The organism is Nitrobacter sp. JJSN (assembly GCF_051912485.1).
Taxonomy (GTDB): Bacteria; Pseudomonadota; Alphaproteobacteria; order Rhizobiales; family Xanthobacteraceae; genus Nitrobacter.
Genome location: NZ_CP196822.1, coordinates 2,540,473 through 2,552,799, shown reverse-complemented (window position 1 = coordinate 2,552,799; position 12,327 = coordinate 2,540,473). Strand labels below are relative to the sequence as shown.

Sequence of the window (12,327 nt, the reverse complement as noted above, 5' to 3'; positions counted from 1 at the left end):
GCGAGCCCTTGCGGGGGGCGGCGTCTATTCCCGGATTAACGCGCTGTTTAACGGCTCGTGATAGTCGAGAGGGCAAGGGCAAGACCGGCGAATACCGGAACTGCCCTCGCAGGATAGCCCGCTCCGGCGGGCTTTTGACGATTTCGGCACTCATAGAACGTGGCGTGCAGGGGAGTTCGAGATGGCGGTTGATTTGTCGATGTCGGTACTGGTGGTGGATGACTACAACACCATGATCCGCATCATCCGGAATCTTCTCAAGCAGCTTGGGTTTGAGAACATCGACGATGCCAGCGACGGTTCGGCGGCGCTGAACAAGATGCGTACCAAGAAATACGGTCTCGTGATCTCCGACTGGAACATGGAGCCGATGACCGGTTATGACCTGCTCAAGGAAGTCCGTGCCGATGCCAATCTCGCGATGACGCCGTTCATCATGATCACGGCGGAGTCGAAGACCGAGAACGTCATCGCCGCTAAAAAGGCCGGGGTGAACAACTACATCGTCAAGCCGTTCAACGCGGCGACGCTGAAGAACAAGATCGAAGCGGTCTTTCCCGATAACGTCCCGGCGTAGTCCTCTCCCCGCAAGAGCGGGGTGAGGGTGCAGCGCGGCTGCCTACCACTTCAATTCGCGCATCAACGCCCGCGGCGGATGGCCGAACAGTTCCTTGACCGAAGCGGGATCGAGCTGATCGATGCCGGCGAATTCCTCGGAGTGGATGCCGCGAGTCAGGAACACGAGGTCGATGCCAAAGGCGTGGGCGCCCATGAGGTCGGTGCGCACCGAATCGCCGATTGCCAACACATGATTCAGCGGCGTCTCCTTGCCGCGAAGCTCCCGTGCCAGCGCCATGGCGCGCTCGTAGATCGGCCGGTGCGGTTTGCCGTAGAAAATCACCTCGCCGCCGAGTTCGCGGTAGAGTTCGGCAATGGCCCCGGCGCAATAGAGCAGGCGGTCGCCGTGTTCGACCACGATATCGGGATTGGCGCAGATCAGGGGCAGCTTGCGCTCGCGCGCCTGCATCATCATGGCGCGATAATCTTCGGCGGTTTCGGTCTCGTCGTCGAACGGACCAGTGCAGATGATGTAGTCGGCTTGTTCGATCGGCGCGAATACTGGATCGAGGCCGTGGTAAATCGAGTTGTCGCGCTCGGGTCCAAGCCAGTAAACCGCTTCGCCCCGATGCTCGGCGACGTAGTTGCGCGCCAGATCGCCCGATGAAGCGATGGCATCATAGCTGTCATCGGGCACGCCGAACTTCCGCAATTGCCGCTGCACGGCGTCGGCTGGGCGGGGTGCGTTGGTGATGAGGATGACGGTGCCGCCACGGCCGCGGAACGTTTTCAGCGCCGCGCAAGCCTCGGGAAAGGACACGAGGCCGTTGTGGACCACGCCCCAGATGTCGCTGAGCATGACATCCCTCCCGGTCGCGAGGTCGCGCAGATGGTCGACGAAACGAAGGGCCGTCATTGCGGTCGAATACTTTCAGGATACGCCGCCGGCGCGCCGCGCCAGTGCGGCGCTGCCGGTCATGCGGGGCTGAGGTTCGGGCTTGATTACGCCGGCCTTCGCCTTGTCGGTTGTGTCTCCCGCCGCATCCGGACGCAGCGGTCGCGGCGCGGCGAACAGAAATCCCTGACCGAAGCGAACGCCGTAGTCGAGCAGATCGACCACCGCCCGCTCGTCTTCGATCCGTTCTGCGATCAGGTCGATGCCGAACCGTCCGAGCAGATCGGAGATGTCCGCCGGATGGATATCGGAGGTCGACGTCTGGTTCTGGTCCAGCAGCAGCGAGGCCGGCATCTTGATGAAGCGGACGCCGCGGTCGGCCAACTCACGCGGCTCGATGCGCAGGTCGTTCACATGATCGATGGAGAATCGGTAGCCGCGCTGCGCCAGCGCGGCGAGGTGCTCGCTTTCGGTGGCGCCGAGGCTGCGCAGCGTGCTGTGCTTGAATTCGAGGATCAGCGAGGGTGCCAGCGCACGATTGGCTTCGAGAAAATCGAGGCACTGCGCGAACGTCGCGGGATTGCCGAGCGTCGCAGCGGCGACGTTGCAGAACAGGCTGGCATCCTTGTGGCGCTTCTGGAGCCGGCGCAGCACCTCCACGCAGCGAACCATCATGATGTTGTCGATGCGTCCCACCAGCCCGGCCGCTTCGGCTGCGGGAATGAAATCGCTGGCGGGAAGGAGTGCGCCACGGGTATCTCGCAGCCGCATCACCGCTTCGTAGTAGCGCATCTTGCGCTGTGGAAGCGTGACGACCGGCTGCAGGAAAATATCGACGCTATTGGTCTCGATGGCGTTCTTGATCGCGGTCAGGGTCTGTGCGTCGTTGTGGGTCGGCGCGGAGCTCGCTGCGGCCGGCCGAGTGGCAGCGGACGCTGCAACCCTTATCGCGGGCGCGCGATCGACCGTTCTCGTGTATTGCGCCGGTTCGTCCGCAGGCACCGGGGCGGCTAACGGCAATGACGTTAATATGTCCTCGTGGGTGGCAACCGAGGCGGCGAGTTGCCTGACCAGCCCGCCGAGCTCGCTGATTTCGCCAAGCGCCGATTGAAGACCCGATTGAATACGATCGTGCGCGGCGGAATTGGCCGAGACCGTCTTGCTCTCGACCGCCGCGAGGCGGCGACCGAATTCACCGACCTGGCGGGCGAGGTCGGCGATGCCCTGCGACAGGTCGGCGATCTGGCCACCGACGTCGCTGCGGTCCCGCATCCGCGTCGACACGGCGTTGTAGAGAATGAGGAAGGTCAGGGCTGCCAACGCCACGACGGCGGCGTCCGACGCGCGCAAGCTCGTCAGCGAATAGAGCACGAGGCCGAGCGAGCCGGAGATCAGCACCATGCAGATAGCAACGAAAATCGTGGAAATGCGAATCATCTGGCGCGAAGGTTCTCCCGCCGCCGGGCAATTTCCGGCGCTTTTCGACCGTCAAACTACCATTATCGGTGATTCGGCGGACAAGTCTTCTATGGTTGTCCGCCGGAATCCGACCCAGTGGTTCAGGCGACGGCGCGAATTACCTTGGCGACCTTGTCGATGATCTCGCCAACCTGATCGTCGCTGACGATTAGCGGCGGGGTCAGCGCCAGTGTGTCGCCGGCGATGCGCATCATCAGGTCGTGATCATGGAACCCGCTTCTCAGCGCGGCAAAGCCGCGGTCGCCCGGCCCGTTCTCATTGGGTGCGAGGTCGATTCCCGCCGTGATCCCGACGGTGCGGATATCCACCACATTGGGCTCGTTGCGTAAGCTCATCACCGCATCGGCGAATTTCGGCTCCAGGTTCCTGGCGCGCTCGAACAGCTTTTCGTCGCGGTAGATGTCGAGGGTGGCGAGCCCAGCGGCGCAGGCCAGCGGGTGCGCCGAATAGGTATAGCCGTGGAACAGTTCCACGGCGTTCGCTGGACCGGTCATGAAGGCGTCGTGGATGGTGTCGCGCACCAGCACACCGCCCATCGGGGCAGCGCCGTTGGTCACGCCCTTTGCGAAGGTGATCATGTCGGGCAGCACGCCGTAGCGCTCGGCGGCGAACGCGTAACCGAGGCGGCCAAAGCCGGTGATGACCTCGTCGAAGATCAACAGGATGCCGTGCTTCTGGGTGATCTCGCGCAGTCGCTTGAGATAACCTTTCGGCGTGGGCAGCACGCCGGTCGATCCGGCCATCGGCTCCACGATCACGGCGGCGATGGTGTTGGCGCCGTGCAGGTTGACGAGACGCTCCAGCTCATCGGCAAGTTCGGCGCCCCATTCCGGTTCGCCCTTGCTGAACGCCTGCTTGTCGCGGTTGTAAGTGGATTGCAGATGGTCGACGCCGGTGAGCAGCGCGCCGAACATCTTGCGGTTGCTGACGATGCCGCCGACCGAGGTGCCGCCGAAGCCGACGCCGTGATAGCCGCGCTCGCGGCCGATTAGGCGGATGCGGCCGCCCTGGCCGTTGATCTGGTGATAGGCCAGCGCGATCTTCAGCGCAGTGTCCGCGGCCTCCGACCCGGAATTGCAGAAGAACACATGATCGAGCCCCTTGGGCGCGAGCTCGACGATGCGGCTTGCCAGTTCAAAGGCCTGCGGAATGCCGAACTGGAACGGCGGGGCGAAGTCCAGCGTCTCGGCCTGTTTTGCGATTGCGCTCGCGATCTCGGTGCGGCCGTGACCGACGTTACAGCACCACATGCCGGCGGCGCCGTCGATGACCTTGCGGCCGTCGGTGGTGAAGTAGTGCATGTCCTTGGCGCCGGCGAGCAGCCGCGGCGCGGCCTTGAATGCGCGGTTGGCGGTGAACGGCATCCAGAACGCGGCGAGATCGTTCGGCACGTTGAGGGCTGGGCTCTTGTCTAACATTGTGGTCCCTCATTAGTTTTCAGGCGCGTTGCCGCGCCAGCAGGCCTTTACAACCTAGAACCTTTTGCGCGCCTGCGGAATGCGGTTTGCGTATACGTCCGTGGTTTGGACGAAGTGTGTTGGAACACCGGGTCGTGCGGCGTCGGCCGCAGATGCAGCCGGAAATACGTACCACTTATGGTATATAATATATTCATACACACTTAATAGTTGTGTGGCTCAGTAAGCCGCATGACAGACCTCACACCACGTCCGGCTTTTTTTGATCCTCGGCGCTTTGCGCGCTGTTGTCGCGGAGCGTCGGCGGTCGAGTTCGCGATGTTGCTGCCGCTGTTCCTTGTGCTGGTGTTCGGCATCGTCGTGTTCGGCGCCTACCTCACCATGGTGCACAGCGTGCAGCAACTCGCCGCGGAAGCGGCGCGCTCCTCGGTAGCCGGCCTGAGCGAGACCGAACGCGTCAGCCTTGCTGAAAACTACGTCACGGCGAACGCCGGGTCATATCCGCTGTTGCAGCCGAGCCATCTCACCTTGAGCGCCGCGACGTCGAGCAGCGCCGTCTTCGTCGTCACCGTCAACTACGACGCCTCGGACAGCTTCATCTACACGCTGCCGTTCGTGCCGGCGCCGACCTCGACCATTGTCCGCTCTGCGGCAATTCCGTTCGGCGGCTTTTGAGGAGACGCACGATGCGAAACCTTCTTCGGCGCTTCATCTCGGATTCGCAGGGCAATTTCGCGGTCATGGGAGCAGGGTGCATGGTGCTGGTGATCGGCTGCGCTGCGCTCGGTGTTGATATCGGCTCGATCTATGCCGACCGCCGCAAGTCGCAGAGCGCCGCCGACCTTGCGGCCATCGTGGCCGCCGGCAACCTCGGCAAGGCCATCAGCGCGGCCACCGCCACGGTGACGGCCAATGGCTATCCTGCGAGCGCGCTGATTTCGGTCGAACCCGGCACCTACACGCCAAATGCCGCGCTCGCGCCGCAGGCACGCTTCGTGACGCCCGCGACCAGCGCCGCCAACGCCGCGCGGGTGACGCTGCGCACCGAAACCCCGCTCTATTTCGCGCGCATGTTCACCGGGGGCCGCAGCCACTTCGACATCACGACCAGGGCGACTGCCGCGAGCACCGCGGTCGCCTCGTTCGCGATCGGCACGCGCCTGCTCGCGCTCAACGGTGGCCTGCTCAATGCGATACTCGGCGGCATGCTCGGGACGACATTATCGCTGTCGGTGATGGACTATCAGGCGCTGATCGATGCCCATATCGATGCCTTCGATTTTCTGAACGCGCTGGCGACGCGGCTCGACCTGACCGGCGTCACCTACGACTCCGTGCTGTCGGGCAACGTGAAGGTCGCAGACATCGTGGCGGCGATGCTGAGCACGCAGCAGGCGGCGAACGGCCTCAACGCCGCGACGGCGGCGCTGTCGAAAATCTCGCTGGCGCTCGCCGGGCTGACCACAACCATCGTGCCGAGAGCGCTGATCGATGCCGGTCCCTATTCGGCGATGACGGTTGGCTCAAAACCGAAAACCGGCGTCAGCGTGGCAGTGTTCGATCTGCTCTCGGCGACGGGTGCGATCGCCAATGGCACGAACCAGATCGCTGCCTCGGTCAATCTCGGGCTGCCCGGCATCGCCGCCGTCTCCGTCATGGCGACGATCGGCGAGCATCCGCAAGGGGCAAGCTGGATGGCGGTTGGGATGCAGGGCGCGAGCGTGCATACGGCGCAGACCCGCGTTCTGCTGGCGATCAAGCTGCTCGGCAGTGGGCCGGTGCCGGTCGTCAATCTCCCGCTCTATGTCGAGGTTGCCTCGGGCACAGCGACGCTGAATGCCGTGAGTTGCGGCCGCCCGGACGTCAATACGTCCAGCGTCACGCTCGGTGTCACCCCCGGCATCGTCGACGCCTGGATCGGCAACGTCTCGGCGGCTGACATGACCAACTTCACCAGCAAGCCCGATCCGGGCGCGGCGACGCTGGTCAGTCTCGGCGCGGTCACGGTGACCGGCCGCGCCCATGCGGGGATGGGCAACACCACGCCGACCTCGGTCGCCTTCAGCTATTCCGATATCGCCGCGCAGACGAAGAAGACCGTGACCACCACGAATTTCACCTCGTCGCTAACGGCGAGCCTGCTCGGCGACCTCTCGCTCAAGGTGAATGTCGGACCGCTGGGCCTGCCGATCCCCGGCCTTGGGCCAGCCGTGACCGGAATCATCGGCGGCGCCACAACGTCGATCGATCAGGTGCTGGCCTCGGTGCTGGCGACGCTCGGCGTCGGCATTGGGCAGGCGGACGTCTGGGTCTCCGGTGTTCGCTGCGACGGGGCTGTGCTGGTGAATTGATAAGCTTTCCCTCCCTCTCCCCGTTTACGGGGAGAGGGAGGGGTGAGGGGGCCGCTGCGCTATCCGCGCAACGCGGCAGCGATGGTCAAAACGACGCCATCGATATTTCCAAGCACATCATTGTTCCAAAAACGGAGAATGCGATACCCGTTTATATCCAGATATTGGTCTCGAATGACGTCGCGTGCGGAGTCGGCATGCTGGCCGCCGTCCACCTCGATGACGAGCTTTCGCTCGCGGCAAATGAAATCGCAAAAGTACGGTCCGACCGGCACTTGCCGCACAAATTTGTGGCCATCGATCTGTCGGGCGCGCAGATGCTTCCAAAGTCTCGCTTCGGCATTGGTCTGCTCGATGCGCAGATGTCGCGCGAAACCGGTGACGTTTGGCTTCGGACCACGCATGCGAATGCCCCTCACCCGGATCGTTTCACGACCCGACCTCTCCCCGCAAGCGGGGAGAGGTTAAGATAGCTCGTAACGGGCTGTCCTTTCACACCTCCCTTGTCGGGATGAGGAATTGCTTCTCCCTCTCCCCGCTTGCGGGGAGAGGGTTGGGGTGAGGGGCTGTTCGCAAACAAGAGCGCCTTGCCCGTCTACGCCATGGCTGATAACCCGATGTTGATTTTGTAGATGACAAAAATCTACAGACACAGCAGCGAGCGCCATGTCCGACAAAAAAACGAAAAAGCCGCAAAAACTCCGCGCCCGTCTGCCGCGCGGGCTGGAGGACCGCGGTCCCGCCGCCATTGCCGCCACGCGCGCGATGACCGAAAAAATCCGCACGGTCTACGAACGCTACGGCTTCGAGCCGGTGGAAACTCCGGCTTTTGAATACACCGACGCGCTCGGAAAATTCCTGCCGGATCAGGACCGGCCGAACGAGGGTGTGTTCTCGTTCCAGGACGACGACGAGCAGTGGATCTCGCTGCGTTACGATCTGACCGCGCCGCTGGCGCGCTATGTCGCGGAGAATTTCCAGAACCTCGCGCTGCCCTATCGCAGCTATCGCGCCGGTTATGTGTTCCGCAACGAGAAGCCGGGGCCGGGACGTTTTCGTCAGTTCATGCAGTTCGATGCGGATACGGTGGGCTCAGCGTCGCCCGCCGCCGACGCCGAGATGTGCATGATGGCCGCCGACACTATGGAGAAGCTTGGCTTTGAGCGTGGCCAGTATGTGGTGAAGGTCAACAACCGCAAAGTGCTCGATGGCGTGATGGAAAGCATCGGTGTGGTTGATGAAAAGCAAAAGCTTACGGTGCTTCGGGCAATCGACAAGTTGGATAAGTTTCCTGTGAGTGAAGTTAGGAAGCTTCTAGATACTGGACGGTGGGATGGTGGTGAAGAAGGCAAAGGTGATTTCACCAAAGGAGCGGAACTGCCCCCTCACGGAATAAATAAGGTCCTTAGCTACACAGCCGCGAAAGGCGATACGTTCAATCAGACACTAGATATTCTACTTGGTGTAGTCGCAGGTTCTACGGTTGGTGAGGATGGAGTTTTAGAACTCGACCAGATCGCCAAACTCGTATCTGCGGCTGGGTACGGTGACGACCGCATTCGCATCGACCCCTCCGTCGTGCGCGGCCTCGAATACTACACCGGCCCTGTCTTTGAAGTTGAACTGCTGCTCGAGACCAAGGACGAGAAGGGCCGCCCGGTGCGGTTCGGCTCGGTCGGCGGCGGCGGGCGTTATGATGGACTCGTGTCGCGTTTTCGCGGCGAGCCGGTGCCGGCAACGGGTTTCTCCATCGGCGTGTCGCGGCTGCAGGCGGCGCTCACCATGCTGGGCAAGCTGGACACCAAGCCGCAGGCGGGTCCGGTGGTCGTCACCGTGTTCGGCGGGGATATCGCGGGCTATCAGAAAATGGTCGCGGAGCTGCGCAACGCAGGAATCCGCGCGGAGCTGTATCTCGGCAATCCCAAGCATTCGCTCGGCCAGCAGATGAAATACGCCGACAAGCGCCATTCACCCTGCTCCATCATTCAGGGCAGTGAGGAGAAAGCCAACGGCAAGGTGCAGATCAAGGATTTGATCGCTGGCGCAGGGCTGACTGACATCGAGGACCGCACTGAGTATCTGAAGAAGCAGGCCGAGGCGCAGATCGAGGTCGGCGAGGGCGAACTTGTCGCGGCGGTGCAGAAGCTGCTCGCGCGTCATGGCGTGACGTGGAGCAACTAGCCACGCTCGTGACGCCGGGGTCCGCAATCCCGCATCAACTCGCGAGTCGAGATTTCGTTACTTCGGCACCATCGACTTGAATTTCTCAAGATCGCGCATGTTCATCTTGAAGCCGCCGGGCATGACGACATCGCCGGGCTTCTGACCCTCCTTGCAGGGGCCGGTCCATTTCGCCGCCATGGCGATCTTGCTGTCGCGGGTTCCGAGCTTGCCGCCCTCGCTGCGCGAGGTGACCGTCACCGTATAGGCGGAGTTGAAATCGCCTGAGGTTTCGGCATGCGACGTCACGGTCGCGCCGGCCATGGTGCAGACCGAATCCATGACGTAGCCGGTTGCGGTTTTCTGGACGTCGGTCTTCGAGCAGTTCTGCTTTGCCGAGGGGGAGAATTCCGAGGTGAACTCGCGGTCAACGGCCTCGCTGGTGCATTGCTGGACCGTCACCGCCGGCATTTTGGCGCCCTCGTGGTCCAGCTTGATGTCCCACAGTCCGGCCTTGCGCAGCGGCAATTGCACCTCCGCCAGTGCCGGCGCTGCGGAGAGAAGCAGCAGCGACAGGAGAGGAATCGAGGGGCGAAGAGACCGTCGCATCGCAGGCTCCGTCAGTGGGATCAGGACTCGCAAACGTGGGATCGGGGTCGTCGGCTCAGTACCGGGTGCGCAGCGGAGGCTGCTCGGGGCCATAGGGCACCCAGCGGCAGGCGAACGAGATGTAGCCGCCCGGATAGGCCTGTACGCCAAGGATTTTCGCCACCTTGCCGTAGCGCGCGCAGTGATCGACCGCGATCGTGCGGACATCGCCGGTCCCGACCAGCGAATAGGAGATGATGCCGCCGGTGTCGTTGCCCTTGACCGGTGGCACCCAGTCGGCCCGTGCCGGTCCGTAAACCAGCGCGCCCGCCATTGCCGCCAGCAAAGCCGCTCCGAGCAATTTCATTGTCATCTCCATCGTTGCCGATTCAAACTTTAGAACGCCGTGCGGGCCATGAAAAGAACGGCAAACCGGTCAAAGGGAGATAGGCTGCGGGTGTTGCCCCGCCGCACTTGACCTTGTGCGGGCTTCGCGGCACCGTCCGAAGCTAGGATCACCGGCGGATGTTCCCATGCACAACCTTATCACATCCTTGAAGAAAGCCGGCTTCGGCGCGGCACTCGGTGCAGCGTTGGGGCTGTTCACCGCTCTGCCGGCGGCGCATGCCGTCAGTTTCCCAGTGTTCGGACCGGGGTATGAGGGACGGGTGGCGAGTTGCGAGGCCGGGCTGCCGACCATCACATCGGAATTTTGGGAGAAGGAAAGCACCTTCTGGAATTCCCCGCTGCGGATCACGGCCTATGGCAACGTCCATGAAACGGCGTTCCGGCCCTGGCAGTCCGACAACATCCCGCGTCGCTACTGCAGCGCCGACGCGATGGTTAGCGACGGCAAGGTCCGCACCGTGCATTATTCGATCATCGAGGATGGCGGGTTTGCCAGCATCGGGCAGGGCGTCGAATGGTGCGTGGTCGGCCTCGATCGTAACTGGGCCTATAACCCGAGCTGCCGCGCCGCGCAGCCTTATTAGATGTCGGCTCTGCATTGTCGTTCCGACGCTGCGTCAGCGGCGATCACAGATATGCAATTGCACATCACAACTGCTGAAATACCCTGCTAGAGTTTTCCCGGCCGCTTCGGTCCGCTATGCTGGGCTGATCTGAGTCGAGGCCGGATTTCGGCCGGGCTGGGGGTTGGACGTCATGAGGTGGGTGTCTCGCGCGGCGGCTGCGGCTGTTCTGTCGTGGCTGATCCTGCTGGCGGGGTGGACGGGCAGCGCGAGGGCGCAGGACCGTCGCCAGAACGCGCCGGGTGCGTTCGATTTCTATGTGCTGTCGCTGTCGTGGTCGCCGTCATATTGCGCGGCCGCGGCCGAGCGCGGCAGTTCCGGCCGGTCGCAACAGACCCAATGCGGTGGCCGGCCGTTCTCGTTCGTGGTGCATGGCCTTTGGCCGCAATATGAGCACGGCTTTCCGGATTATTGCCAACGTCCCTCGCCGCGGCTCGATCGCCGCATCATGTCCTCAATGCTGGACCTGATGCCGGCGCCTGGTCTGATCTATAGCGAATGGGACAAGCACGGCACCTGCTCGGGCCTCGGCGCGCAAGCCTATTTCGAAACTGTTCGCAAAGCGCGCGCTGCGGTGAAAATTCCCGCGGAGTTCCTCGATCTCGCTGCCCCGAAGAGCATCGCGCCCGACGATATCGAGAACGCCTTCATCAAGGACAATCCCGGACTCAGCCATTCTGCGATTGCGGTGATCTGCGACCGGACCAGGCTCAGCGAGGTGCGAATCTGCATGAACAAGGACCTGCAATTCCGCGCCTGTGAGGAAATCGACCGCCGCGCCTGCCGCAGGGACCAGGTGGTGCTGCCGCCGGTGCGCGGCGGATAGTCTGCGGCACCCCCTCAGCGTCATTGCCAGGAGCCCAGGGGCGACGCGTCGCGTCGTCACGCGCAATATTGCAAAGCCAATTTTGTTCGCGAGTTCGCGATGACGCTGATTACTTTCAACCTGTGATGGCGTAACCATCGCGCATGAACTACCGCCACGCCTTCCACGCCGGCAACTTCGCCGACGTCATCAAACATATCGTGCTGGTTCGTATCCTGACCTATCTGCACGAGAAGCCGGCGGCGTTCCGCGTCATCGACACTCACGCGGGCGCCGGCATTTACGATCTCACCGGCGAGGAGGCCGGACGCGGCGGCGAGTGGTTGACCGGAATTGCACGGCTGATGCAGGCGCGGTTTTCGGATGCAGTCGGCCCATTGGTCGCTCCCTATCTCGATATCGTCAGGGCCTTCAATCCGCAGCGCGACCTGCAGTCCTATCCGGGATCGCCGCTGATCGCGCGCGCTCTGCTGCGGCCGCAGGACCGGCTGGTTGCGTGCGAACTCGAGCCCGTTGCCCGCAAACACCTGATCGGTGCGCTGCGTCGCGACACTCAGGCAAACGTGGTCGCTCTCGATGGCTGGACAGCACTGCCGGCTTTCGTGCCGCCGAAAGAGCGACGCGGGCTGGTGCTGATCGATCCACCGTTTGAGCACAAGGACGAGTTCGAGCGGCTCGCCGGCGGATTTGCCGAGGCTTTCGCGAAATGGCCGACCGGCTGCTACATGCTCTGGTATCCGGCGAAAAGACGCCGGACTGCGGACGATCTTGCCCAAAGGGTCTGTGCCGCTGTCGGAGGCAACGCAGACAAATGCCTGCGTCTGGAATTCAGTGTCGCGCCGCAGACGCCGGATGGGCCGCTCACCTCGGCCGGGCTCCTGATCGTCAATCCGCCGTGGACGTTGAGGTCTGAGCTGAAGGCTATCCTGCCCGAACTGGAGAAGCCGTTGGGGCAGGGCGGTGCCGCCCGGTTCAGGCTGGAGGCGATCCTGGGTTGAGCCGATCGCAAGGTTCAATTTCA

13 protein-coding genes are annotated in these 12,327 nt (G+C 62.9%); 7 read left to right on the top strand and 6 right to left on the bottom strand.

What is annotated here, in order from left to right:
• Positions 1-181 precede the first annotated feature (181 nt).
• The gene (locus ACSZOQ_RS12740; protein ID WP_079447564.1) at positions 182-577 is read left to right on the top strand and encodes a response regulator; all 396 of its coding nucleotides are present in this window, start codon (positions 182-184) and stop codon (positions 575-577) included.
• A gap of 42 nt (positions 578-619) precedes the next feature.
• On the opposite strand, the gene ACSZOQ_RS12735 is transcribed toward ACSZOQ_RS12740, so the two are convergent.
• From ACSZOQ_RS12735 to ACSZOQ_RS12725, 3 genes are all read right to left on the bottom strand, one after another.
• Positions 620-1,474 carry a TIGR01459 family HAD-type hydrolase gene (locus ACSZOQ_RS12735; RefSeq protein ID WP_439922870.1) on the bottom strand — a complete coding sequence of 285 codons (855 nt, stop codon included), beginning with the start codon at positions 1,472-1,474 and terminating at the stop codon, positions 620-622.
• Between the two features lie 15 nt (positions 1,475-1,489).
• Positions 1,490-2,890, bottom strand: a complete 1,401-nt coding sequence (locus ACSZOQ_RS12730) for an EAL domain-containing protein (protein ID WP_439922869.1) — start codon at positions 2,888-2,890, stop codon at positions 1,490-1,492.
• A 122-nt stretch (positions 2,891-3,012) separates the two neighbouring features.
• Complete coding sequence (locus ACSZOQ_RS12725) at positions 3,013-4,350, bottom strand: aspartate aminotransferase family protein (protein WP_439922868.1); 1,338 nt, start codon at positions 4,348-4,350, stop codon at positions 3,013-3,015.
• A 231-nt stretch (positions 4,351-4,581) separates the two neighbouring features.
• Between ACSZOQ_RS12725 and ACSZOQ_RS12720 the strand changes: the two genes are divergently transcribed.
• Complete coding sequence (locus ACSZOQ_RS12720; RefSeq protein WP_439922867.1) at positions 4,582-5,025, top strand: TadE/TadG family type IV pilus assembly protein; 444 nt, start codon at positions 4,582-4,584, stop codon at positions 5,023-5,025.
• 11 nt (positions 5,026-5,036) lie between these two features.
• Complete coding sequence (locus ACSZOQ_RS12715; RefSeq protein WP_439922866.1) at positions 5,037-6,701, top strand: pilus assembly protein TadG-related protein; 1,665 nt, start codon at positions 5,037-5,039, stop codon at positions 6,699-6,701.
• Positions 6,702-6,760: 59 nt separating this feature from the next.
• Here the strand turns inward: ACSZOQ_RS12715 and ACSZOQ_RS12710 are convergent, their stop codons facing one another.
• Positions 6,761-7,105: an endonuclease domain-containing protein gene (locus tag ACSZOQ_RS12710; RefSeq protein ID WP_439922865.1), complete on the bottom strand. Its 345-nt coding sequence runs from the start codon at positions 7,103-7,105 to the stop codon at positions 6,761-6,763.
• A gap of 262 nt (positions 7,106-7,367) precedes the next feature.
• On the opposite strand from ACSZOQ_RS12710, the gene hisS reads away from it, so the two are divergent.
• The gene (hisS, locus tag ACSZOQ_RS12705; RefSeq protein ID WP_439922864.1) at positions 7,368-8,882 is read left to right on the top strand and encodes a histidine--tRNA ligase; all 1,515 of its coding nucleotides are present in this window, start codon (positions 7,368-7,370) and stop codon (positions 8,880-8,882) included.
• Positions 8,883-8,939: 57 nt separating this feature from the next.
• Here hisS and ACSZOQ_RS12700 read toward each other — a convergent pair whose 3' ends face one another.
• On the bottom strand, positions 8,940-9,470 hold the full coding sequence (locus tag ACSZOQ_RS12700; RefSeq protein ID WP_439922863.1) for a DUF3617 domain-containing protein: 531 nt from the start codon (positions 9,468-9,470) through the stop codon (positions 8,940-8,942).
• Between the two features lie 55 nt (positions 9,471-9,525).
• Positions 9,526-9,816 (bottom strand): hypothetical protein, encoded by a 291-nt coding sequence (locus ACSZOQ_RS12695; RefSeq protein WP_439922862.1) that lies wholly within the window; start codon positions 9,814-9,816, stop codon positions 9,526-9,528.
• Positions 9,817-9,982: 166 nt separating this feature from the next.
• Between ACSZOQ_RS12695 and ACSZOQ_RS12690 the strand changes: the two genes are divergently transcribed.
• From ACSZOQ_RS12690 to ACSZOQ_RS12680, 3 genes are all read left to right on the top strand, one after another.
• Positions 9,983-10,441 (top strand): hypothetical protein, encoded by a 459-nt coding sequence (locus tag ACSZOQ_RS12690; protein ID WP_439922861.1) that lies wholly within the window; start codon positions 9,983-9,985, stop codon positions 10,439-10,441.
• 172 nt (positions 10,442-10,613) lie between these two features.
• Positions 10,614-11,306: a ribonuclease T2 family protein gene (locus tag ACSZOQ_RS12685; RefSeq protein WP_439922860.1), complete on the top strand. Its 693-nt coding sequence runs from the start codon at positions 10,614-10,616 to the stop codon at positions 11,304-11,306.
• 143 nt (positions 11,307-11,449) lie between these two features.
• On the top strand, positions 11,450-12,304 hold the full coding sequence (locus ACSZOQ_RS12680; protein ID WP_439922859.1) for a 23S rRNA (adenine(2030)-N(6))-methyltransferase RlmJ: 855 nt from the start codon (positions 11,450-11,452) through the stop codon (positions 12,302-12,304).
• The last annotated feature ends 23 nt before the right edge of the window (positions 12,305-12,327 follow it).